We start from the raw sequence: 22,614 nt of genomic DNA, 5'->3' as shown, positions 1-22,614 counted from the left end.
CGTTATGTAACAGCATAATAAAGAATAAATATCAAAAAAAAGATAAAAAAAGATAAAAAAAATCCTGAGCATATTACTCAGGATTTTTTAAAGTTCTGAAATTAAGTCTCAGAATATTATTCTCCGTGTAAAAACGCTTGTCTATTCAACAAGGTTTCTTCATCTTCTACGTGGTTATCATCTGGTACACAGCAATCAACAGGACACACAGCAAGCACATTGAGGCTCATCGTGAAACCCTTTACATTCTGTACATTTTCCTGGAACGATATAATAGATTTCATCAGAAATTGGAGTTTGCGCATCTTCAGCGTCAACCTCAGTTCCGTCAGGTAAAACTACTTTTCCAGAAAGACTTGTTCCGTCTTTATATCTCCAATCATCTGCACCTTCATATATTGCTGTATTTGGGCACTCTGGTTCGCAAGCCCCACAATTAATGCATTCGTCAGTTATAATAATTGCCATCTTTTTTAGTCTTAAAGTTTAAAAGTCATAAAGTCTAAAGTCATAAAGTCTGTCATAAAGTTTGAAAGTATTTAAAGTAAAAGTATTAAAGTCTTTTCAACTTTAGACTTTCGACTTTGGACTTTTGTCTTTCGACTTAATTATGCTTATTTTTGTGCAAAATTACAATCAAAACTCTTCATAAACAAACATTATGACATTAGAAACAAAAAAAAGTGTTTTTGTTGAATTAGGAAATTTTTTAAGTCAGTTCTCTGAAAAGGAATCGATAAAAAAAGTGACGTTTTATATAACGACATTTTTTTTGATGATTTTGAAAACCTGATCCATTTATCACAATCTCATAATGGCTGGTACACACCAGAGCAAGTTTATTTTGCTATAACTTCTTGGGCAGAAGCTCTGACAGAAGAAAATATTACAAAATGGATTTCTAAATATAATTTTGAAGCCAATCCAAAAGAAAAAACTGTTGCCTTGATTTTGGCAGGAAATATTCCGTTAGTTGGTTTTCATGATTTTTTATCTGTTTTGATTACAGGAAACAAAGCTTTGATCAAAACTTCGTCAAACGATCAGCATCTACTTCCTTTCTTAGCCAAATATTTAATTGCTGTAGATGAAAACCTAAAAGATAAAATCACTTTTGTAGAAGGGAAATTGGAAAACTTCGATGCCGTAATTGCAACGGGAAGCAACAATACTGCTCGTTATTTTGAATATTATTTTAAAGACAAACCATCGATCATCAGAAAAAACAGAAATTCTGTTGCGGTTTTGAACGGAAAGGAATCCAAAGAAGATTTAGAAGCTCTTGGTGAAGATATTTTTAGATATTTTGGATTAGGGTGCAGAAATGTTTCCAAACTTTTTGTTCCAAAAGGATATGTTTTTGATGGATTTTTTGAAGCGATGTTCAAATATCAAGATGTAATTCATTACGAAAAATACGCTAATAATTATGACTATAATAAAGCGGTGTTTTTAATGAGCAATTTCAAGCTTCTGGATAATGGATTTTTGACTATAAAAGAAGATTCCAGCTACGCCTCTCCTATCTCGAGTGTTTTTTATGAATTTTACGAAAACATTGATGATTTGCAATCTCGTATTGAAGCTGATTCTGAACAAATTCAATGTATTGTTAGCAACAATTTATTTGAAAACAGCATCATATTTGGGCAAACTCAAAAACCTCAATTGTGGGATTACGCAGATAACGTTGATACTATAACGTTTTTGTTAACAACAAAGTAAAAATATGTGTAATTATTTCGAATAATTTATCGCTTTTTCGTCTCCTATTGCCGAAATTTGCATCTTTAAATTTTTCGACTATTAACAACAACCATGAAAAAACACAACTACAGCGCAGGACCAAGTATTTTACCTCAGGAAGTTTTTGAGAAGGCATCAAAAGCAATTTTAAATTTTAATGATTCAGGATTATCTATTCTTGAAATTTCGCACAGAAGCAAAGATTTTGTTGCGGTTATGGAAGAAGCTCGCTCCCTTGCTTTAGAATTATTAGGACTTCAAGGAAAAGGATACCAAGCATTATTTTTACAAGGTGGTGCAAGTACAGCATTCTTAATGGCACCATATAACTTAATGAAAGAAAACGGAAAAGCGACTTATCTAGATTCAGGTACGTGGGCAACTGCGGCAATCAAAGAGGCCAAACTTTTCGGAGAAACTGTTGTCGTAGCTTCTTCAAAAGAAGACAATTATACTTATGTTCCAAAAGGTTACGAAATTCCAGCAGATGCTGATTATTTCCACTGCACTAGCAACAATACTATCTTTGGAACTCAAATGAAAGAATTCCCATCGACTAACATTCCAGTTGTTTGTGATATGAGTTCTGATATTTTTTCACGTGAATTAGATTTTTCTAAATTCGACTTAATCTATGCAGGTGCTCAAAAAAATATGGGACCAGCAGGAACTACTTTAGTAGTGGTTAAAGAAGAAATCTTAGGCAAAAACGGAAGAACTATTCCGAGTATGCTAGATTACGCGAAACACATCAAAGGAGAAAGTATGTACAATACTCCACCTGTATTTGCTGTTTATGTTTCTCTTTTAACTTTACAATGGATTAAAGAAAAAGGCGGAATCGCGACTGGTTGAAAAATTAAACAATGCTAAAGCAGAATTACTTTACGCTGAAATCGATAGAAACCCATTATTCAAAGGTGCTGCTCGCAGTAGAAGACCGTTCGAATATGAATGTGACTTTCTTATTGAACAATCCTGAACACACTGAAACTTTTGATGCTTTATGGAAAGCGGCAAACATTTCTGGATTGCCTGGACACCGTTCTGTTGGTGGTTACAGAGCTTCTATCTACAATGCTATGCCAATTGAAAGCGTTCAGGTTTTAGTTGATGTAATGAAAGCACTTGAGTCTAAAGTTTAATCGTTTATGCGTTTAACTGTTTAATCGTTAATTTGGTTAGCTGTTTAAACGTAAAATACTTCCTTTAGAAAATATCAAAAAAGAAAAATAATAGAGTGGTTCATCGATTAAACAGTTAAACGCATAAACGATTAAACAGTTAAAACGATTAACCAAATAAAACAATAAACACACAATGAAAGTATTAGCAAATGATGGAATTTCTAAAAGTGGAATTCTAGCCTTAGAAAAAGGTGGTTTTGAAGTTATCACTACAAAAGTAGCTCAAGAACAAGTAGCTAACTATATAAATGAGAACAATGTTGACGTAATTTTAGTTCGTAGTGCAACTAAAGTTCGTAAAGATATTATTGATGCTTGCCCTGGCATCAAGATCATCGGTCGTGGTGGTGTTGGTATGGACAACATTGATGTTGATTATGCTAAAAGCAAAGGAATTCATGTAATCAATACTCCTGCTTCATCTTCAGAATCTGTTGCTGAATTGGTTTTTGGACACTTATTTTCTGGTGTTCGTTTCTTGCATGATTCTAACAGAAATATGCCTTTAGAAGGTGATTCAAACTTTGACGGTTTGAAAAAAGCTTATGCTAACGGAACAGAATTAAGAGGTAAAACTTTAGGTATTGTTGGTATTGGTCGTATCGGACAAGCTACTGCAAAAATGGCTCTTGGTTTAGGAATGAAAGTTATCGCCGCTGATAGTTTTATTCCTGAAGTAGATGTAAAAGTTGAATTTTTCGACGGACAATCAATTACAACTAAAATCGTTTCTCAATCTTTAGAATCTTTATTTAAAGAAGCAGATTTCATTACCTTACACGTTCCTGCTCAAGATGGATACATCATTGGAGAGAAAGAACTTGAAATCATGAAAGACGGAGTTGGAATCGTAAACTGTGCTCGTGGAGGCGTTATTGATGAAGTTGCTTTAGTAAAAGCTTTAGATTCAGGAAAAGTTGCTTTTGCTGGTTTAGACGTTTTTGAAAGCGAGCCAAAACCAGAAATGGCAATCTTAATGCACTCTAAAATCTCTTTGACGCCGCACATCGGAGCCGCAACAGGAGAAGCGCAAGACAGAATTGGTACTGAATTAGCATCACAAATCATTACTTTGTTAAGCTAATTAACTATAATTAAATTACTTGTAAGGGATTTATTAACATTGTTTAATAAATCCCTTTCTTTTTTGATTAAATTTGAGTTCTAATCTAAATCCTTAATATCATGTTTGAACAATTAACCCAATTAGTACAGCAATATGGAGGCGATGCAGTTGTAAACAACAACGCTGTCCCAAATGAACATAATGACGCCGTAATAAGCGAAACAAGCAGTTCTATTTTTGAAGGATTAAAAAAGATTGTTTCTGAGGGAAACACAGATCAGATTGCCGGATTATTTAATGGTAACTCTCCAATAGACAGTTCAAATCCTGTTGTGCGACAAATTCAACAGCAATTAAGCGGTAATCTTGGAGAGAAATTCGGATTGAGCAGTGCAGATTCAAGCGGAGTGGCTTCTAATTTGATTCCACAGATTTTAGGTTCTCTAGTCAATAAAGCAAAAGATCCAAACGACAGCAGTTTTCAAATTTCAGATATTATAAATTCCATTTCAGGAAACAGCGGACAAGCTTCTGGAATAATGGATACCATTTCTAAATACGGAATGCAATTTGGCCTTGACCAAAACAATGACGGAAAAGTCGATGTTGCCGATGTTCTAGTCGTTACTAAAAGTAAAGGTGGCATTTCTGGTTTTATTGGTAAATTGTTTGGAAGTAAATAAAGACTCTAAGTCTCCAAGATACTAAGATTCTAAGTTCCTAAGGTTTTAGTCTCTTTGTAAGATATTCAAAAAGCTGTTTATTAAAATAAACAGCTTTTCTTTTTCACGAAACAAACAAAACTTAGAATCTCAGCATCTTAGAGACTTAGAATCTTTAAAACAAACTGTTAAATAACAAACCTCTTTCTTCAATTATTCGTAAATTTAAGTTTCAAAACTGCGTCATGAGAAAATTCATTTACATATTGATTGTTTTGTTTACAATTATAGCGTGTTCGACAGCTTCAAAAAATAATGTTGTAGCTTCAAATTCGCCTAAACCACAATCTGGCGTAAATGATACCGTCCGAATTGCAAACGATTCCTTAGAATATGAAGTAATTATTATCGACAATGGTTTTTCGACTTGGCTGGCCTCTATTGCGCAACCTCGTTTTTATTATTCTTTAGCTTATCTCGAGAACAAAAATTACTTGTATGTAACCGAGTGGAATAATCGCGTGCGTCAGCCTCAACTTTACAATCCGAATTTATATGAAATGCTGATTGACTACCGCCCAGAGATTCATTATGGTTATGAAGTAAATTACCTTATTTACAACTACATGATTTATTTTCAAAATACTTATAAACAAAAGCTTTGGGGTTACGTTCCAATTAGATAATGTTATTATATTTGTAATCATTACAAATAACAATGAACAAACTAAAACAACGCTGGGGAATTACCTCAAATTTTCAAGCCATTATAATTCTTATCGTTTTTGCCATAACCGGATCGGCATCTGCGTGGCTGTCTAAGCCTTTCTGTGTTTGGCTTGGAATTACAAAAGAAGATTTTGGCGGTTGGTTTACTTTAATTCGTTTACTGATTATTTTCCCAATTTATCAAGTTTTATTGGTCGCAATTGGAGCTATTTTTGGTCAATTCAAATTCTTTTGGAACTTCGAAAAGAAAATGCTCAAAAATATGGGACTAGGCTTTTTATTTAAAAACTAGACCTCTTTGTTCCTTCTCTGAAAATAATACGTGTAAATCCAAGTAATAGTAAAGGAAGGAATTACGTCAGTAAAAGGAAGAATCTCCTCGACAAAGGTCAAAACGCTGGCCACTTTCCCTACCCTGCCTTTATACATTCGTGTCATAATAAAAGCGGCAATTGGCGCCCAGATCACATCGCCAAATTCCCCAATAAATGGAATAGTAAACGAAATCATTCCGATTCCATCTAAAAGCAAACCCAACAAAAGTTTTCTTGTTTTATCATCTTCATCTATTGCTTTCAAATCCTGCATATTACATTTATTTAAGTTCATCTAAATTAAAAATAATTGATCAAATCGAATTATTTCTTTTCATAATTTAATTTCTAAATTCCCATTATCAATAAACATACCGATTTTAGATTTTAGATTTTAGATTTTAGATTTTAGATTTTAGATTTTAGATTTTAGATTTTAATCCGATCAAAGATCGGATTAAGAAATTTCACTTCTCCCTATTCACTATTTACTCACTGAGGAATTTGAATTTTGATTATAATCTTCGTTTCTTTGTAGAAACAGTTTCTAAAATGATACACGCAAAAAATATACATAAATTCTACGATCAGCTTGAAGTTTTAAAAGGAGTTGATTTGCATATTAAAAAAGGAGAAATTGTTTCGATTGTTGGTGCTTCTGGTGCCGGAAAAACTACTTTACTACATATTCTAGGAACTTTAGATAAACCTTCAAACGGCAATACAGACACTTCGTTAACAATAAATGGAGAAAATATCCTGAAACTCAATGACAAGGCTTTATCTAATTTCAGAAACTTAAACTTGGGTTTTATTTTTCAGTTTCATCAGCTTTTGCCTGAGTTTACGGCTTTAGAAAATGTTTGCATTCCCGCTTATATTGCTGGCAAAAAGCCATCAGAAACTGAAACCGAAGCCAAAAAACTTCTTGCGTTTTTAGGCTTGTCACATCGTGTTGATCATAAACCGAATGAACTTTCGGGCGGAGAACAACAACGTGTAGCCGTTGCAAGAGCCTTAATCAATAAACCCGATGTTATTTTTGCCGATGAACCATCGGGAAATTTAGATACACATTCTGCTGAAAATCTGCATCAATTATTTTTTCAATTGAGAGATGAATTTGGTCAGACTTTTGTAATTGTGACCCACAACGAAGAATTGGCAAATATGGCCGATAGAAAATTAATAATGGTTGACGGCCAAATCAGCAATACAGGAACGGTTGCAGATGAATAAAACAGAACTCAAAGAATTTCTTGACGAAAAAGTCATTCTATATAATAATCAGGATTTTATAGAAAGCGATCCTGTGCAAATTCCCCATTTATTTTCACAAAAAGAAGATATTGAAATTGCCGGATTCTTAAGTGCATCGATTGCTTGGGGAAACCGTAAAATGATTATCAAAAATTCGCATAAAATGATGGAATTAATGGGCAATACGCCTTATGATTTTGTCATGTCACATTCTGAAGAAGATTTAGCCCGATTAGAAAATTTTGTTCACCGCACTTTTAACGGGAAAGATTTGGGCGGTTTTATAAAAGGCTTACAGCATATTTACAAAAACCATAATGGGCTCGAAGCTGTTTTTGCCAAAAATCAGGACAAGAATAGTTTGCAGAAAAGCATCAGCGAATTCAAAAAAATATTTTTCGAAATCGATCATTTGGCCAGAACACAAAAACACATTTCAGATCCTTTGAATAATTCTGTCGCAAAGCGAATCAACATGTACTTGCGCTGGATGGTTCGACAAGATACAAAAGGAGTTGACCTTGGAATCTGGAAAACTATTTCTCCTTCTATTTTATCTTGTCCTTTAGATGTTCATTCTGGAAATGTAGCCCGAAAATTAGGATTACTTTCGCGAAAGCAAAACGACGGAAAAGCTTTGGCCGAATTAGATTCAAAACTTCGAGAAATGGACAGCCAAGATCCTGTAAAATATGATTTTGCTCTTTTTGGCTTAGGCGTTTTTGAAGGATTTTAATCCTAAACTGAGTTCTTTTTCGTTAGCTTTTTTCTGTTTTTTTCGTAATATTACAGTATAAAGCTATTGGTATGGAGCAACTTATAGATTATATCAAATATTTTGTCATTCCGTTTTTTTATGCATAACCTTATCTTTAATCGTAATTCTTCTTTTTAAAAGAATACGTTATCAACTCACGTCGCCATATCGATCCAGCATTATTCGCAAATCGGAAATTTTCTTAACTGAAATTACACTTTCAAACCCTGATAAAAACACTTTAAAATACAAAATTTCAGAATTTAAATCGGAAATTCCGATACATAAAAACTGGTGCAAAGACATGCTGATCAGTAATATGATCCTCATGAAAAGCAATTTAAAAGGGAAAACAGCTAAAAATATACTTTCGATCTACAAACAACTTGAATTGAATCGTTACTCAGCACGTTTGATCCGAGATTTTAGAAAATATAAAAAGTGTATTGGTTTTTATCATTTTCAGGCATTAGGATACACGCCAGGAATAATGATGATAAAAAAATATTTACTGCATCCCAACAAGATTATCATGTCGAATGCCAATATTGCATTTTTAGCACTTTCAAAAGGCAATTGGCTGGCTTTGGACAAAATCCCTCTCAAAGTATCTCGCATTACGACTATCAAAGTAATGGATGTACTTCATTCAGAAAACATTCCAATGCCAAAAGACATTGATCTTTGGATACATTCCAAAAACAAAGCCATTTTGAAATTAGCTGTAATGACGATGGTTTTTTACAACTACAGAAACAAATCGGCTGAGATTATAAAATTGCTCAATCACGAACATAAAGCATTAAGAACTGATGTAATTATTGCCATTCGCGAACTTTTTTATATGAGGCAGAAGATGAACTTCTTTCTATAATTAATTATGAAACACGGGATACTCAAATCGAAATAATGGAGACTTTAGCTGTAATTGGATCAGGAAAAACAATTTCTTTCTTAAAGAGTGAAATCCCAAAACAAGAAATAAAAGATGTAAAGCTGAAAATGGTTTTTTGTTATAACAACCTAGATTCTAAGGGCGTAGACAAATTAGGTATTCAAGATCCTGATACTCAAAAAATGATCAACCATATTAGAAAAGTAGAATTATGATCCAGGAGTTTTTTTACTTGCTGATTCATTGCTATGCAATTTTTGCAGGCATATTTTCTATTGCTTATATTTTATTTTATGTTTTTTTAGCCAGCATGTCTTATTTGGCAATCATACGACATGTCAAATATCAGCGTTATCTTGAAGAGGAAGTTTTGCTTCGTTCCAATCATATATTAGGAGTCTCAATTGTAGCGCCTGCGTTCAATGAAGGTGTAAATATTGTTTATAATGTAAAATCACTCCTTTCGCTTACTTATCCCAAATATGAAATTATAATTGTAAATGACGGAAGCTCTGATGACACGTTAGAAAAATTGATAGCCGAATTTGAGCTGGTGAAATTTGATTTTTATTATCAGGAAAAAATCCCAACACAGCCTGTAAGAGGCCATTATAGATCCAAAAATCCAGTCTATTCAAAATTGCTCGTTGTAGACAAAATAAACGGAAAGAGCAAAGCCGATGCTTCAAATGCAGGCATAAATTCGTCACAATATCCTCTTTTTTTATGTACTGATGTTGATTGCATTTTAAAAAAAGATACTATTCTAAAACTAGCGAAACCGTTTATGGAAAGCGATATTCGTATTATAGCTACTGGCGCAGGAATCAGAATTTCGAATTCATGCGATGTAAAAGAAGGTTTTTTGTTCAAAGTGCATTATCCAAAAGAGTGGTATCCACGTTTTCAGGAATTAGAATATGTTCGCTCTTTTTTATTTGGCCGAATGGCTTGGAGTCAAATAAACGGCTTGCTTTTAGTATCTGGCGGACTTGGAATGTTTGATAAGGAAATAGTAGTAAAAGCTGGCGGATATTGGCATCAGTCGCTTGGAGAAGATATGGAACTTGTCACAAGAATGCGAAGATATATGCACGATACCAACCAAGAGTTTTTGATCAAATATATTCCCGAATCACTTTGCTGGACTGAAGTTCCAAGTACAAGAAAAATATTTTTGAGGCAAAGAATTCGCTGGGCAAGAGGACTTATACAAACACTATATCTGCACAGAAAAATGTTTTTGAACCCGAAGTACGGAAGAACTGGTTTTCTGGTTTTGCCTTTCTTTTTCAGTTTTGAGTTTTTAGTGCCAATAATCGAGCTTATTGGAGTTATTATTCTCATTGCTAGTTTTATGCTTGGCATAATAAATTACGAGTATTTATTCATTGTGAGCCTTTTGGTATATCTTTTTTATTTATTCATCACTATAATTTCAATATTGATTGATGAAACATTATACAGGACATATTCTAATTACAAAGAACTTTTGACATTGATCGGGATGGCGGCTATTGAACCTTTTGTCTACCATCCTGTAAATGTTTATGCGTCAATAAAAGGATATTGGTATTTCTTTGGAAAAAAAGAACAAAAGTGGGGCGTCATGGTTCGAAAAGGTTTTGATCAGCCAAACAAAAAATAAAGGAATTATGAAATACAACAGCGTTTTACATACATGCCTGATGATCTGGATTATTCTATTTTCTGTCCAAAATATAAAAGCACAGAAAATAGATACTGACAGCCTATTGACTGTTATAACCAAGGATATGCAAACCAAACATCCTGATTATACACTCAATATCCAAAGAGCTCTATTAGGAAAAAACTGGCTCCAGATTATCTTGATTTTCATTTGGCTCTAGGACGTAATTATGATTTTGTAAATGCAAAAGACAGCGCAAGATATTATTACAATTATGTCATCGACAAAAACCCAAAATATCAGGAAGCTTTTATTTATTTGATCAATTTAGATATTGAGGAAGAAAAATATGATGACGGCGTTGCAGTTGCAAACAAGGCAATAGAATTATACCCTGAAGAAAAAACATTCCGCCTTAAAAGAATTGCTTTTTATTCATTACAAAATGATACTAAAAACGAAGCCAAGTATTTAAAATCCATCAGAGAAAAATTTCCTCATGATCCTGATATTGAGGTTCGTCTTTTTGAATTGTACAATACCGTCAATATGGATCGAATAGGAACATACTACAATTATACAACAATCAGTCGTGATGGCGTTGGCCCTTGGCATCTAGCAAGCGCAGATTATACCAGACAGCGATCTTGGGGAAGCTTAATCGGAAGAGTGAGTTATGCTAAACGGCTGTCGTCAAATTTAGTTATGTCCAGCGGACTTCAGTTTGAAGTAGAATCTTACCTTTTTGCAAAACACAATAATTATTCATACATTGATTTGGCTTACAGTGCAGACAGCGCCTTTCCTGAATGGCGATTTGGGTATTCTTTTTCAAAGCTTTCAAAAAAGGATGGGAAGCAGATTTAGGTGTGCGCTATATTAAAATGCAAGATAATAGCGACATAAAAACATTAAATATTGGCGTTGGAAAATATTTTGGTGAATACTGGATTAATTTAAGATCTTTTATTCAAAAAGATGATCCGTCATTTACACTTACATCGCGGTATTATTATAAAACAAAGTTTGACTATGTCACTTTAATAGCTGGTTACGGAACTTCTCCAGATGATCGTACTAGAGGAGCCGAATTTGACAAAAGAATGTCTTTGAATTCCTATAGAATCAGTGGAGGCTTTTATAAATTGATCAAGAGCCATTACATAGCAGGAATTCTTGTTACATGCAATCAACAGGAATATACTCCTGATAAATACCAAACAGAACTTGATTTTGCCTTTTTATTGCAATATAAATTTTAAATAATCATGAAAAAGAAGCTTTACTTTAAATTACCGCTCCTCTTTTTTTCCTATTTAACTTGAATATGATGGCTCAATCTGAAATTATTATAACCCACAAAAACAGCGTCATTTCTAAATCTGATGAAAGCCGTGACGCCGCTTTGATTTTAAAAAAATATCTTGATAAGGCTTTTGGAAGACAATTTGAGAATATTACCCAAAATAAAAGTGATGATGCATCTGAAATAATTCTGCAAATTTCTGATGAAGAAAAATTAAAACCAACTGAGTTTTTAATCAAAAGCGATTCAAAATCTATTTATCTAATTGCTCAAAATCCAAAATACCTGCGTTATGCGGTTTATACTTTGCTAGAAATCTGGGAATTCAGAAAATTTACTGCCACAGAAACTTATATTCCGAAAGTAACTGAATTTTCATTTCCTAAAAATAGTACAAAACGTTATGAACCCGCTTTTGATTATCGCGCATTGTTTTTTCCTGATTGTTATGACGAAAGCTTTCGCGATTGGCACAAACTAGATTGGCATATTGACGATTTCGGAATTTGGGGACATTCTTTCAATGTTCTTGTGCCGCCAAAGGAATATTTTAAAACCAATCCAAAACTTTTTGCTTTGTATGAAGGTAAACGAAACGGCGAATCTTTATGCATGACGAACGACACCGTTGTCGATTTGGTAGAGAAAAAATGGCTAAGATTATTGCCGAAAAACCAGGTGCTCAATTTTATTCGGTAAGCCAAAATGATGATGTAGTATATTGCGAATGTACCGAATGCCGAAAATTAAATGAGAAATTCGGCGGGCCACAAGGCTCTTTCTACTATTTTTTGAATAAAATTGCTTGCTCATTTTCCAAATACAAAAATTACGACGCTCGCCTATTTGCATACTTTCAAACCACCAACTAGTTTAAAAATAGCATCAAATATTTATACTATTTTATGCCCAATAGAATTAAACCGAGGAAAAGCAATTTCGGTACAAAGCGCGCCTTCATTTGTAAAAATTTTAGAGAATTGGAGCAAAACTTCTCCACATTTATTCCTTTGGGATTATACAGTTCAATTTTCTAATTATATGTCGCCTTTTCCAAATTTTGAATCTTTTCAAAGCAATTACAAGCTTTTTGAAAAAAACAAAGTCACAGGATTATTTGTTCAAGGCTACGCCGACGTCCCTGGAGATTTTTCTGAATTGAGACAGTATCTTTTAGCGAAATTACTTTGGGATCCCAATATTGATATTAAAGCCGTTACAGCCGATTTTTTAAGAGGTTTTTATGGAAAAGCGACGCCACATATAAGCGATTATTTGAAACTTCTGATTGAGAATCAAAATAAAAGCAATTCCTATCTCGATGTTTATTCCGGTCCAGTTCAGGCCCGAAATACTTTTTTATCGCCTGAAGCAATGGATCAATACGATAAATTGCTCGAACTGGCTTCTGATGCTGTTGCCGATGATACTGTTTTAAAATCGAGAGTTTTAAAACTTCGCTTGGGTCTTGAATTTGTCTATTTTGAACAGTCTAAGTTTTATGGAAAAAACCAACACGGAATGTTTACCGTAAATAATAATGGAGAAAAACAAGTCAAAGATAAATTGACCGAAAGAGTTCAAAATTTCACTAAATCCTGCAATGATTTTGGAATTTATGAACTAAGCGAAGATGGACTTTCACCCGATAAATATTATCAGCAATGGCTAAAAATTTGTGAAAACACAACAACACATTTGGGTGAAGATTTGAAAATCAATTTTATAACCCCGCCTTCAGATGACTTTAAAGGAAAAGGAAGTTACGGACTTGTGGATGGAAATAGAGGTTATAAAGATTTCAACATCAATTGGATTGGCTGGTATGGGACAAATCCTTCTTTTGAAATTGAAACCAAAAAGTTAGATTTTAATCTTTTAAAATTGAATTTCCTTGAAGATCAGAGACATTGGATTTTTCCACCAAAAAAAATAAAAATTTATGGTTTTAAAGATCAGAAATGGAAACTTATACAGGAGAAAATTTATGATAATTTAACAGAAGACTATGAAATTACAACAAAATCATGGGAATTTAAAAACCTGAACATTAGTACTTTTGCCAAAATAAAAGTACTCGTAGAAAATCAAACCAAATTACCTGAATGGAGATTACGAAAAAATAAAAAACCTATGGTTATGATTGACGAAATCGAACTGTACAAAAAATAAAAGCCAAAAACAGCAAAATGGGTATCAGCGAAAAAAAATTTTGATCATCGAAAATGATGATATGGCAATTGAAATTCTAAAATTTATTTTAAAAAAGAAGGTTACAAAATAAGCATTGCTAAAGATGGTATGAGTGCATTGGAACGTATTCCGGTAATTTTGCCAGATTTAGTGATCACCACAATCATTATTCCGTTGAAATCGGGTCTGGAAATTATTAATCATATTAAAAAAAACTTCCAAAATATTCGTGTTATTGCGCTCTCATCGCTTGGTGAAGAGGAAAATACAGTCGAAGAAGCTTTTGAATTGGGTGTTGACGATTTTATTGCAAAACCATTTAATCCGAACGAACTTTTATTGCGAATAAAGCGATTATTATAGCTTTTTGAAGTCTGTTTTTAAGAAATACGAAAACCATAAACTATCGTAATTTTTAACAGATGCCAATTTTTCAGCTATTTATAGCTATCTTTGCACAAAATTTAATGCAAATGAGCACTTTCGAAAAATTCAATCTTCCAAAATCATTACAAAAAGCAGTTGACGAATTAGGATTTGTTACGCCTACTCCTATTCAGGAAAAATCTTTTTCTGTAATCATGTCAGGAAGAGATATGATGGGAATTGCACAAACCGGAACCGGTAAAACATTTGCTTATTTATTGCCACTTTTAAAGCTTTATAAATTTACGCATACGAATACGCCAAAAATCGTAATCCTTGTTCCAACACGTGAATTAGTGGTTCAGGTTGTCGAAGAAGTTGAAAAACTGACGACTTATATGTCGGTTAAAACTTTGGGAATTTACGGAGGCGTAAACATCAATACACAAAAAAAGTCGTTTATGAGGGTGTCGACATTTTAGTTGGAACGCCTGGTCGTACAATGGATTTAGCGCTTGACGCTGTGGTTCGTTTTGATGAAACTCAAAAACTGGTTATCGACGAGTTTGATGAAATGCTGAATTTAGGTTTCAGACCACAATTGACTGCGCTTTTTGCAATGATGAAAACCAAACGTCAAAACATTCTGTTCTCAGCAACAATGACAGATGAAGTTGATGATTTATTAAATGATTATTTTGATTTTCCTGAAGAAGTTACACTTGCGCCATCAGGAACGCCACTTGAAAAAATTACTCAACTTACTTATAACGTTCCGAATTTCAATACCAAAGTAAATCTGTTGAAGCATTTACTAGAAAACGACGAAAGTATGAGTCGTATTTTGGTTTTCGTGAACAATAAAAAGATTTCAGATATGCTTTTCAATCGTATTGATGAGCTATTTGAAGGACAGTTTGGTGTTATTCACTCTAATAAATCTCAAAATTACCGTTTGAGCACAATGGCCGAATTTCAAGAAGGAAATCTTCGTGGCTTAATTACAACAGACGTTATGGCCAGAGGTTTGGATATTTCGAATATCACGCACGTAATCAACTTTGAACTTCCAGAAGAACCAGAACTTTATATGCACAGAATTGGTCGTACAGGTCGTGCAGATGCAACGGGAACCGCAATTAGTTTTGTGACTCCAAGAGAGGAAGAATTCAAAATTGAAACTGAACTTTTGATGGATCAAGAGCTTGAAATTGCTGATTTTCCTGAAGAAGTTGAAATTTCAGAAAAACTGATTGAGGCTGAAAAAGACAAATTGCCAAGAAAGTTTTTAATGAAAAAACCAAAACTTGAAGGTGACGGCGCTTTTCACGAAAAATCAAAAAAGAATCAAAAAATCAATCTTGGAGGTCCTTCAAAAACCAAAAAGAAAACTCATGGTTCTGTCAACAGAAATATGTTGAAAACGAGAAATGAGAAAAAGAAGAAGAAAAAATAAAAAATAATAAAATCCAATAAAAAATCCAAATTCCAATCAAACTTGGAATTTGGATTTTTTGCTTTATAGGAATTCCAAAATTAGAATTCCAATTACTGCTAAAATAAAGATGCTTGACAAAAGCCAGATCTTTTGATGCTTTTCGACTCCTAGCTCACCTTTTATTCCGTTCTCATTTAATGTTCTAAAGGCAAAAATCAATATACTTCCGCTTATTATTGCTGTTGAAAAATAATTCCAATTTATACTTTCAAAATGTCTAGCAAAATCAGATAGCAAATTAATCGCGACTGAGACAGAAAGTTAAAAACACAAAAGCCTGTGTACAAATCCATGCTAGAACATTTTTGCTTACAAAACCTATTCCGCCAATTAACAACAATGACCAACGGAAAATATTATAAAACAAAACGTCTTTTGGAGGAATCCCTCCGCCAATCATTTTATAATAATCATTGGAAAACAATGCATGCCAATGAGATACCAAAAGGTGTACATCTGTAATAATAGAAACAATCGAAATGACTATTAAAAGATAACCTAAGCTACTTAAAACTTTATCAATATTGTTCATGTATTTACTTTGTAAAAACCAAACCTACAGGCGAACACAATTCAATCTTTTTACCTGTATTAGTAAGTTTTCCTGTGGTTTTATCTCTTTTAAAAATAATAATGTCGTTTGTATATTGATGCCCTACTAAAAGATAATTCCCTGTTGGATCAATAGCAAAATCTCTTGGACCTTTTCCTAAAGTGCTTTGTTGCTCTACCAATTCCAAACTTCCATTTTTCAGAATTTTATATACTGAAATTGCATTTGCATCAACGCGGTCTGTTAGATATAAGAATTGTCCGTCAGGCGAAATTTTAATTGTCTGCTGCGCCTGTTCCTCCTTTAAATCCTTTAGGCAGAATACTTGTTTCGGCAACTATTTTTAGGCTTCCGGTTTTATCATAACTCAAAGTTGTCAATGTGCCATCTAGTTCCTGAACCAAATAAACAAATTTGCCATCTTTACTAAAAGTCAAATGCCTTGGTCCGCTTCCGGCTTTAACATCAACACTTCCTTTTAAAGTCAGCATTTCGTTTTTAGAATTCGGGTTGTATTTGTAAATAAAAACTTTATCTAAACCTAAATCATTAGATAAAACGAACTTTTTATCTGGTGAAAAAACAACTTGATGAACATGCGCTTTTTCTTGGCGCGCTACATTTGGTCCTTTTCCTTCGTGCTGGATTAATTGTTGTACAGTCGTAATGCTTCCGTCAGCATTTTTCTTAAAAACAACAATACTTCCGCCAGAATAATTGGCTACAATTACATTTTTGTCGTCATTGATCAAATGGCAAGGATCTGCACCTAAAGCATCATTTGTATTCAAAAATTTAAGTTTTCCAGAAGCGACATCAAAACCAAATGCGCTCACAGCACTTTGAGTCCCGTTTTCGTTTACCGCATACACAAACTTATTATTTGATGAAACCGATAAATAACTCGGACTTATTACATTTTCAGAAGAATTTTTAAGCTTGAAATCACCTGATGCGGCATTGAATTCATAAACATAAATTCCGTTGCTTTGGCATTTATTGGTATAAGTTCCAACTAATAAATTGAATTTACTTTGAGCTTTTGCTGTAGTTAATGCTAAAGCTGAAAATAAGATCACATATAACTTTTTCATATTCTATATTGTTTTTTGAATACGCTAAAATACACAATAATATCTTTTTCATCATTACAAATGAAACCAGAAAAGTTACATTTTTTTGTTACATTTCACCACAGAAGTCATATAAGTTCATTTAACTGAAACGCAATAACTACTTACTTATAATCTCTTATATAACTTATATGGTTTAACTAAAAATTTGTATTTTTGACCAGCATCTACAAAACGTAGTGAAGTAAATCGAAGCCAGAATGCATTTTAAACATCCCGAAATTCTATACTTTCTGTTCTTATTGATTGTTCCAATTTTGGTTCATTTATTTCAATTAAGACGTTTTAAGACTTCTTATTTCACCAATGTTCGTTTCCTGAAAGAACTTGCCATTCAAACCAGAAAAAGTTCAAAAATCAAAAAACGATTATTGCTTGCTACTCGTTTATTATTACTTACTTGTGCGATTATTGCTTTTGCACAACCATTTTTTGAAGCAAAAGACAGCAAAAATGCTTCAAACGAAATGTATATCGTTTTAGACAATTCGTTCAGCATGCAAGCAAAAGGAAAAAAGGTGAATTGCTGAAACGTGCAGTGCAAGAATTGCTTGAAAACACTCCAGAAACGACACAATTTTCGCTTTTGACAAACACTGAAAATTATTGGAATACTGACATCAAATCGTCAAAAAGCGCCCTTCAAAATTTAAATTACAGCGCTTCGCCATTTGAGCTTACTTCTATTATAGCAAAAATAAAAGCACACAAATCAGCATATAAAAAGGATATTGTAATTATTACGGATGCTGTTGGCTTAAAAGAAAAAGATGTTAAAAATATTGATTTTGAAGAAAAACCATATTTCATCGTTCCGGAAGCAGAACAAAAAAATAACGTTTCAATTGACAGCGTTTACATCAATCAGACTTTAGAAAACTTTTATGAAATTGGGGTAAACTTATCGGCTTATGGTGATGATTTCAGCCCAATTTCGACTGCTTTATACAATCAAAACAAATTGATTGCCAAAACAATCATCAATTTTGATGCAAAGAAAAAGAAAATCAATTTTACGATTCCGAAAGAAGCTTTCCATGGTTATGTTTCAATTGAAGACAACGGATTGACGTATGACAATAAATTGTATTTCAGCATTTCTAAAAACAAAAAAACAAACGTAATCAGCATTGGCGAACCAGAAAAAAGCAATTTCTTATCCAGAATTTACACTTCTACAGAATTCAATTACAACAATTACCCAATTAGTTCTTTAGATTATAATAGTTTAGAAAAACAAAATACAATTATTCTGAATGAATTAGTTGAGATTCCGCAAGCATTACAAACAACTCTAAAAAGTTTTGTTTCAAAAGGAGGAAATTTAGTTATCATTCCTTCTGAAAAAATTACAGTTTCAAACTTCAACGCTTTCTTGGCAAACTTCGGAAAAATTCAATTTAATTATTTAAAAACCGAAAATAAGTTGATTACCAAAATCAACTTTGACCATCCGTTGTTTTCTGGAGTTTTTGAAAACAGGATTACGAATTTTCAATATCCAAAAACAAATGCTTCTTTCGCTGTTTCAAGTCCGTACCCTGCTGTTTTGTCTTATGAAGATCAAAGTGCTTTTGTGACTTCCATTCAAAATTCAGTTTCTGGTGTGACATTATTTTCTGCGGCAATAAACAGCGTCAATTCTAATTTTCAGCAATCGCCTTTAATCGTTCCTTTGTTTTATAAAATCGCAACAAACAACCAAAAAACTGGAGTTAACGCGTTGACCATTGGAAACAATCAACCTTACTTTGTTGATGTTTTATTGACAAAAGATGCTATTTTAGAAGTAAAAGGAACAGAAGATTCGTTTATACCAATTCAGCAGATTTTAAACAACAAAGTCAAATTAACGTTTAATGATTTCCCTGAAACAGCTGGAAATTATAGCATTTTTGACAAAAAAGAATGGGTTGAAAACTTAAGCTTTAATTACAAAAGAACCGAAAGTGATTTGAGTCATGTAAATACAAATGTAGTTTCTGATTTCAAAACGGCCGATACCATTTCAACCATTTTCAATACTTTACAAACTGAACGAACTGACAGCCAAATTTGGAAATGGTTTGTTATCTTTGCACTGTTATTTTTAGCACTAGAAATGGCAATTATAAAATTTGTGAAATGATTTTTCTTACCATTAAGACATTAAGATTATTAAGCTTTTGCTTTATGACCTTGCTTTTTTTAATGTCTAGAAAATTAAGTACTCCTCTTTATTAACTTAATTTCTTAATGGTAGTAAATAAAAACATTTAATGTTTTAATAAAATAAATATCCAAAATATGAAACTAATCATCAAAAGCGCCAAAATTATCGACTCAAAAAGTCCGTTTCATAATCAGACCGTTGATCTTTTAATTGCAGATGGTGTTATAGAAAAAATAGGTGTCTCTCTACCAAACGATGATGCAGAAATCGTTCGATTTGACAATCTTCATGTTTCTCAAGGATGGTTTGACAGCAGTGTTTCACTTGGAGAACCAGGTTACGAAGACAGAGAAACTATCGCAAACGGATTGAATGTTGCGGCAAAAAGCGGTTTTACAGCAATTGCATTACAACCAAATTCACTGCCTATTATTGACAATCAATCTCAGGTAAATTTTGTAAAAAATAAAGCAAATGGTTTTGCTACAGAAATTTTCCCAATTGGCGCTTTGACTAAAGCCAGTGAAGGAAAAGATATGGCAGAACTTTTTGACATGAAAAATTCAGGAGCAATTGCTTTTGGAGATTACAATAAAAGCATCGACAACGCTAACATTCTGAAAATTGCTTTGCAATATGTACAAGATTTTGACGGATTGGTAATTGCCTACTCGCAAGATCCAAATATTAAAGGAAATGGCGTTGCAAACGAAGGAATTGTTTCGACAAGATTAGGTTTAAAAGGAATTCCGAATTTAGCGGAAGAACTGCAAATTTCAAGAAACTTATTTTTATTGGAATATACAGGTGGAAAACTTCATATTCCAACCATTTCTACCGCAAAATCAGTTCAATTAATTAGAGAAGCTAAAGCAAAAGGTTTAAATGTAACTTGTAGCGCATCAGTACATCATTTGGTTTTAACCGATGAAAAACTAGACGGATTTGACACTCGTTTTAAAGTGACTCCTCCACTAAGAACAGAAGTTGACAGACAAGCTTTATTAAACGGAATTGCAGATGGGACAATCGATATGATTACCTCTGACCACAACCCTATTGATATTGAATTCAAAAAAATGGAATTTGATATGGCCAAAAATGGAACTATCGGTTTAGAAAGTGCTTTTGGAGCTTTGCTGACTGTTTTACCGGCCGAAACTATTGTTGCGAAATTAACTTCAGCAAGAGCTATTTTTGGTTTAGAAAATAATTCAATTGAAGAAGGCGCAAAAGCAAATCTGACTTTGTTTACAACCGAAGGAAAATCAACTTTCATGAAAGAAAACATTCTTTCAAAATCTAAAAATTCAGCTTTTTTAGGAACTGAAATCAAAGGTTCTGTTTACGGAATTTACAATCAAAATCAATTAGTTACAAAATAATAAAATGAACAATACAGTCGAAGAAGGAAAATCAATTGCTATTACTAGCTATATTCTAATTATTGGTGTTTTGATCGCCATGAGCATGAATTCTGAAAACAAAAACAGTTTTGCTTCTTTTCATATCCGCCAAGCTTTAGGCTTGTCTTTAACCTTTATTTCTTTAGGTACCATTGTTAGTAATTTTGATAGTTTTTTTATCACTTTCCCAATGTGGATATTTATTTCCATACTATGGACTTTCGGTATTTTTAATGCTATTCAAGGACAAATGAGACCAATTCCTTTGGTTGGAAATTTATTTCAAAAATGGTTTAAATCTATCGGTTAGAAAAAATTTCAAATTACAACAACTTTTCAAAGTTTGAGCTATGAAACAAACTCATAACTTATAACTCAAAACTCATAACTCCCAAAAATGAATCTATCTTTAGAATATAAAATAAGAGAACCAAAAGTAATTTTAGATAAAAATCCGTTATTGCTTTTATTGCACGGATACGGAAGCAACGAAGCCGATTTATTTTCTTTCGCTTCAGAGCTTCCAGATAATTATTACATCATTTCTGCCAGAGCGCCTTACGATCTACAATACGGAGCTTATGCTTGGTACGCCATCAACTTTGACGCAGATCAAAACAAATTTACGGATAATGTACAAGCTAGAACTTCAAGAGATCTAATTGCAGGTTTTATTGATGAATTAGTGGCAAATTATCCAATTGATGCCAACAATGTTACTTTGATTGGTTTTAGTCAAGGCTCAATTTTAAGTTATGCTACTGCCCTTTCTTATCCAGAAAAAATTCAGCGAGTAGTTGCAATGAGTGGTTATTTCAACGAAGAAATTATAAAAGAAGGATTTGAAAATAACAACTTCAAAAACTTAAAAATATTCGCTTCACACGGAACTGTAGATCAAGTTATTCCGATTGAATGGGCGAGAAAAACTCCAGCCGCTTTAGAAAAACTAAATATTCCGCTTACCTATAAAGAATATCCTGTTGGACACGGTGTTGCACCACAGAATTTCTTTGATTTTAGGAATTGGCTGAATCAGTAAAATAGATAAAGATTATGTTTTGGAGAAAAAACAATAAAGCTTCTAAATCAGGATTTAAATGTTCACAATGTGGAGAAGTCCATGAAGATTGGCCTGCATTAACATTTATAAGTCCTACTCCATTTCATAATTTAAGCGATAATGAAAAAGAAACTATTGGAAATCTAAGTAGCGATTTTTGCACAATTGAATATGAAGATCAAACCGACAGGTTTATAAGGGTAGTATTAAATCAAAAAGTAAATAATCATCCTGAGTCGTTACAATATGGCTTTTGGGTTTCACTTAGTGAAAAAAGTTACGATGATTATTATAATAATTTTGAAAATGAGAATCATGAAACTAAATATTTTGGATGGTTGTCAAATTATTTAGTCGATTATGACAATTCAGAAAGTATTCCAACTACTGTAATTACAAAAAGAGGAAACGACAGGCCTGAAATAATTCCTCATGATGATTTTGATCATCAATTTGTTCGAGATTATTATAATGGAATTTCAAAAGAAGAAGCTGAAAGAAGAATTCATAACATGATGAATAATAATTCTTAAACCTATTAAAAAATTAAAAACGAGAAGTCAAAACATATACCTTAAATAAAGTAACAAACAAAATCGTTGGTGAAATTGGAATTCCACAAGATAAGCTTAAATAATATAAATTAATTTCGTTCCATTTTCAATTCAAACTTATTA

Annotated in this window: 18 protein-coding genes and 7 pseudogenes; 20 read left to right on the top strand and 5 right to left on the bottom strand. The window is 32.9% G+C overall.

The window, feature by feature from the left end:
- Window positions 1–116: 116 nt before the first annotated feature.
- A pseudogene (locus ACQ9BO_RS11695) lies at window positions 117–468 on the bottom strand (4Fe-4S dicluster domain-containing protein).
- A gap of 193 nt (window positions 469–661) precedes the next feature.
- Between ACQ9BO_RS11695 and ACQ9BO_RS11690 the strand changes: the two are divergent.
- The 6 genes and pseudogenes from ACQ9BO_RS11690 (at window position 662) to ACQ9BO_RS11665 (ending at window position 5,682) form a co-directional block, all read left to right on the top strand.
- A pseudogene (locus ACQ9BO_RS11690) lies at window positions 662–1,725 on the top strand (acyl-CoA reductase).
- A gap of 93 nt (window positions 1,726–1,818) precedes the next feature.
- A pseudogene (gene serC / locus ACQ9BO_RS11685) lies at window positions 1,819–2,891 on the top strand (3-phosphoserine/phosphohydroxythreonine transaminase).
- A gap of 175 nt (window positions 2,892–3,066) precedes the next feature.
- Window positions 3,067–4,017, top strand: a complete 951-nt coding sequence (locus tag ACQ9BO_RS11680; RefSeq protein ID WP_026729222.1) for a D-2-hydroxyacid dehydrogenase — start codon at window positions 3,067–3,069, stop codon at window positions 4,015–4,017.
- Window positions 4,018–4,118: 101 nt separating this feature from the next.
- Entirely contained in the window at window positions 4,119–4,682 is a 564-nt protein-coding gene (locus ACQ9BO_RS11675; protein ID WP_431244837.1) for a DUF937 domain-containing protein, read from the top strand.
- A 224-nt stretch (window positions 4,683–4,906) separates the two neighbouring features.
- Window positions 4,907–5,347 carry a DUF6146 family protein gene (locus ACQ9BO_RS11670; RefSeq protein WP_431244836.1) on the top strand — a complete coding sequence of 147 codons (441 nt, stop codon included), beginning with the start codon at window positions 4,907–4,909 and terminating at the stop codon, window positions 5,345–5,347.
- Between the two features lie 32 nt (window positions 5,348–5,379).
- On the top strand, window positions 5,380–5,682 hold the full coding sequence (locus ACQ9BO_RS11665) for a DUF6787 family protein (RefSeq protein ID WP_431244835.1): 303 nt from the start codon (window positions 5,380–5,382) through the stop codon (window positions 5,680–5,682).
- Here ACQ9BO_RS11665 and ACQ9BO_RS11660 read toward each other — a convergent pair.
- Window positions 5,679–5,978 carry a hypothetical protein gene (locus ACQ9BO_RS11660; protein ID WP_431244834.1) on the bottom strand — a complete coding sequence of 100 codons (300 nt, stop codon included), beginning with the start codon at window positions 5,976–5,978 and terminating at the stop codon, window positions 5,679–5,681. The genes ACQ9BO_RS11665 and ACQ9BO_RS11660 overlap by 4 nt on opposite strands.
- 278 nt (window positions 5,979–6,256) lie before the next feature.
- Between ACQ9BO_RS11660 and ACQ9BO_RS11655 the strand changes: the two genes are divergently transcribed.
- The 9 genes and pseudogenes from ACQ9BO_RS11655 (at window position 6,257) to ACQ9BO_RS11615 (ending at window position 15,588) form a co-directional block, all read left to right on the top strand.
- Window positions 6,257–6,943 (top strand): ABC transporter ATP-binding protein, encoded by a 687-nt coding sequence (locus ACQ9BO_RS11655; RefSeq protein ID WP_431244833.1) that lies wholly within the window; start codon window positions 6,257–6,259, stop codon window positions 6,941–6,943.
- Window positions 6,936–7,700, top strand: a complete 765-nt coding sequence (locus ACQ9BO_RS11650) for a TIGR02757 family protein (RefSeq protein WP_431244832.1) — start codon at window positions 6,936–6,938, stop codon at window positions 7,698–7,700. Before ACQ9BO_RS11655 ends, ACQ9BO_RS11650 begins: the two co-directional genes overlap by 8 nt.
- Window positions 7,701–8,049: 349 nt before the next feature.
- Window positions 8,050–8,595: a hypothetical protein gene (locus ACQ9BO_RS11645; protein WP_431244831.1), complete on the top strand. Its 546-nt coding sequence runs from the start codon at window positions 8,050–8,052 to the stop codon at window positions 8,593–8,595.
- A 35-nt stretch (window positions 8,596–8,630) separates the two neighbouring features.
- Window positions 8,631–8,831 (top strand): hypothetical protein, encoded by a 201-nt coding sequence (locus ACQ9BO_RS11640; protein ID WP_431244830.1) that lies wholly within the window; start codon window positions 8,631–8,633, stop codon window positions 8,829–8,831.
- A gap of 95 nt (window positions 8,832–8,926) precedes the next feature.
- Window positions 8,927–10,264, top strand: a complete 1,338-nt coding sequence (locus ACQ9BO_RS11635; RefSeq protein WP_431245108.1) for a glycosyltransferase — start codon at window positions 8,927–8,929, stop codon at window positions 10,262–10,264.
- Window positions 10,265–10,816: 552 nt separating this feature from the next.
- Window positions 10,817–11,529 (top strand): annotated as a pseudogene (locus tag ACQ9BO_RS11630) (YaiO family outer membrane beta-barrel protein).
- A 65-nt stretch (window positions 11,530–11,594) separates the two neighbouring features.
- Window positions 11,595–13,745 (top strand): annotated as a pseudogene (locus ACQ9BO_RS11625) (DUF4838 domain-containing protein).
- Between the two features lie 129 nt (window positions 13,746–13,874).
- Entirely contained in the window at window positions 13,875–14,129 is a 255-nt protein-coding gene (locus ACQ9BO_RS11620; protein ID WP_431244829.1) for a response regulator transcription factor, read from the top strand.
- A gap of 110 nt (window positions 14,130–14,239) precedes the next feature.
- Window positions 14,240–15,588 (top strand): annotated as a pseudogene (locus tag ACQ9BO_RS11615) (DEAD/DEAH box helicase).
- A 280-nt stretch (window positions 15,589–15,868) separates the two neighbouring features.
- Here ACQ9BO_RS11615 and ACQ9BO_RS11610 read toward each other — a convergent pair.
- Genes ACQ9BO_RS11610 through ACQ9BO_RS11600 form a run of 3 tightly spaced genes read right to left on the bottom strand, consistent with a single transcriptional unit; the run spans window position 15,869 to window position 17,277 of the window.
- Window positions 15,869–16,162, bottom strand: coding sequence for a hypothetical protein (locus tag ACQ9BO_RS11610; protein ID WP_431244828.1), 294 nt, complete (start codon window positions 16,160–16,162; stop codon window positions 15,869–15,871).
- A 4-nt stretch (window positions 16,163–16,166) separates the two neighbouring features.
- On the bottom strand, window positions 16,167–16,520 hold the full coding sequence (locus ACQ9BO_RS11605; protein WP_431244827.1) for a lactonase family protein: 354 nt from the start codon (window positions 16,518–16,520) through the stop codon (window positions 16,167–16,169).
- Window positions 16,459–17,277: a lactonase family protein gene (locus ACQ9BO_RS11600; protein WP_431244826.1), complete on the bottom strand. Its 819-nt coding sequence runs from the start codon at window positions 17,275–17,277 to the stop codon at window positions 16,459–16,461. Before ACQ9BO_RS11600 ends, ACQ9BO_RS11605 begins: the two co-directional genes overlap by 62 nt.
- Window positions 17,278–17,516: 239 nt before the next feature.
- Between ACQ9BO_RS11600 and ACQ9BO_RS11595 the strand changes: the two are divergent.
- The 5 genes and pseudogenes from ACQ9BO_RS11595 to ACQ9BO_RS11575 all read left to right on the top strand — a co-directional run bounded on the left by ACQ9BO_RS11595 (window position 17,517) and on the right by ACQ9BO_RS11575 (window position 22,470).
- A pseudogene (locus ACQ9BO_RS11595) lies at window positions 17,517–19,444 on the top strand (BatA domain-containing protein).
- A gap of 158 nt (window positions 19,445–19,602) precedes the next feature.
- Window positions 19,603–20,853 carry a dihydroorotase gene (locus ACQ9BO_RS11590; protein WP_431244825.1) on the top strand — a complete coding sequence of 417 codons (1,251 nt, stop codon included), beginning with the start codon at window positions 19,603–19,605 and terminating at the stop codon, window positions 20,851–20,853.
- 4 nt (window positions 20,854–20,857) lie between these two features.
- Window positions 20,858–21,184: a hypothetical protein gene (locus tag ACQ9BO_RS11585; protein ID WP_431244824.1), complete on the top strand. Its 327-nt coding sequence runs from the start codon at window positions 20,858–20,860 to the stop codon at window positions 21,182–21,184.
- A gap of 87 nt (window positions 21,185–21,271) precedes the next feature.
- Complete coding sequence (locus tag ACQ9BO_RS11580; protein WP_431244823.1) at window positions 21,272–21,916, top strand: alpha/beta hydrolase; 645 nt, start codon at window positions 21,272–21,274, stop codon at window positions 21,914–21,916.
- A gap of 14 nt (window positions 21,917–21,930) precedes the next feature.
- Window positions 21,931–22,470 (top strand): DUF2199 domain-containing protein, encoded by a 540-nt coding sequence (locus tag ACQ9BO_RS11575; RefSeq protein WP_431244822.1) that lies wholly within the window; start codon window positions 21,931–21,933, stop codon window positions 22,468–22,470.
- The last annotated feature ends 144 nt before the right edge of the window (window positions 22,471–22,614 follow it).

Source organism: Flavobacterium sp. P21 (genome assembly GCF_050632225.1).
Classification (GTDB): Bacteria; Bacteroidota; Bacteroidia; order Flavobacteriales; family Flavobacteriaceae; genus Flavobacterium.
The sequence above is the reverse complement of the archived record's forward strand: the minus strand, read 5'-3'. Positions and strand labels throughout refer to the sequence as shown.